The organism is Streptomyces sp. AC627_RSS907, assembly GCF_019049165.1.
On sequence record NZ_JAGMUE010000964.1, the window covers coordinates 1 to 659 of the forward strand.

General features: G+C 70.1%; 1 protein-coding gene. It reads right to left on the bottom strand.

Annotation, left to right across the window (positions count from 1 at the left end):
- Positions 1-197 precede the first annotated feature (197 nt).
- A partial coding sequence (locus KUM32_RS39685) for a nucleoside monophosphate kinase (RefSeq protein ID WP_217146589.1) occupies positions 198-659 on the bottom strand: 462 nt, incomplete at its 5' end.

Sequence of the window (659 nt, forward strand, 5' to 3'; positions counted from 1 at the left end):
GCATCTTCGCGATCTGGTCCGGGGTCTTGATCTCCAGCATGGGTCGCCTTCTTCCACCTTCCGGGGTTCGTGATACCTGCACACACAACAGTACGGCCGTGGCGCTCCCAGGAGCACCACGGCCGCACACACACTGTCACCGCGCCGCGGCGGGCCTTCGACACGCACGTCGCGGCCGGCCCGCCCCGCTCGCGGACTCACGGACCGGGAACGGTCCGCCCGTCGGCCTCCGAAGCCCGCTCGGCCCGCTGCGGCAGGGCCTCCATGGCCCGCCGCGTGACCTCGGCCACCTTGCCCAGCGCCGAGATCGTCACGACCAGGCCCTGGGCCTTGTAGAAGTCGATGATCGGCTCGGTCTCGCTGTGGTAGACCTCAAGGCGCTTGCGGACCGTTTCCTCGCTGTCGTCCTCGCGCTGGTACAGGGCGCCGCCGCAGATGTCGCAGACGCCCTCCACCTTCGGCTTGCTGTACTCCACGTGGAAGGTGTGGCTGGAGTCCGTACGGCAGGTGCGCCGGCCGGCGATCCGCTTCACGACCTCGCCCTCGGGGACCTCCAGGTCCAGCACCGCGTCCAGCCGCAGCCCCTCGTCGGCCAGGAGCTGGTCGAGGACCTCGGCCTGGTGGAGGTTGCGCGGGAACCCGTCGAGCAGGAAGCCGTG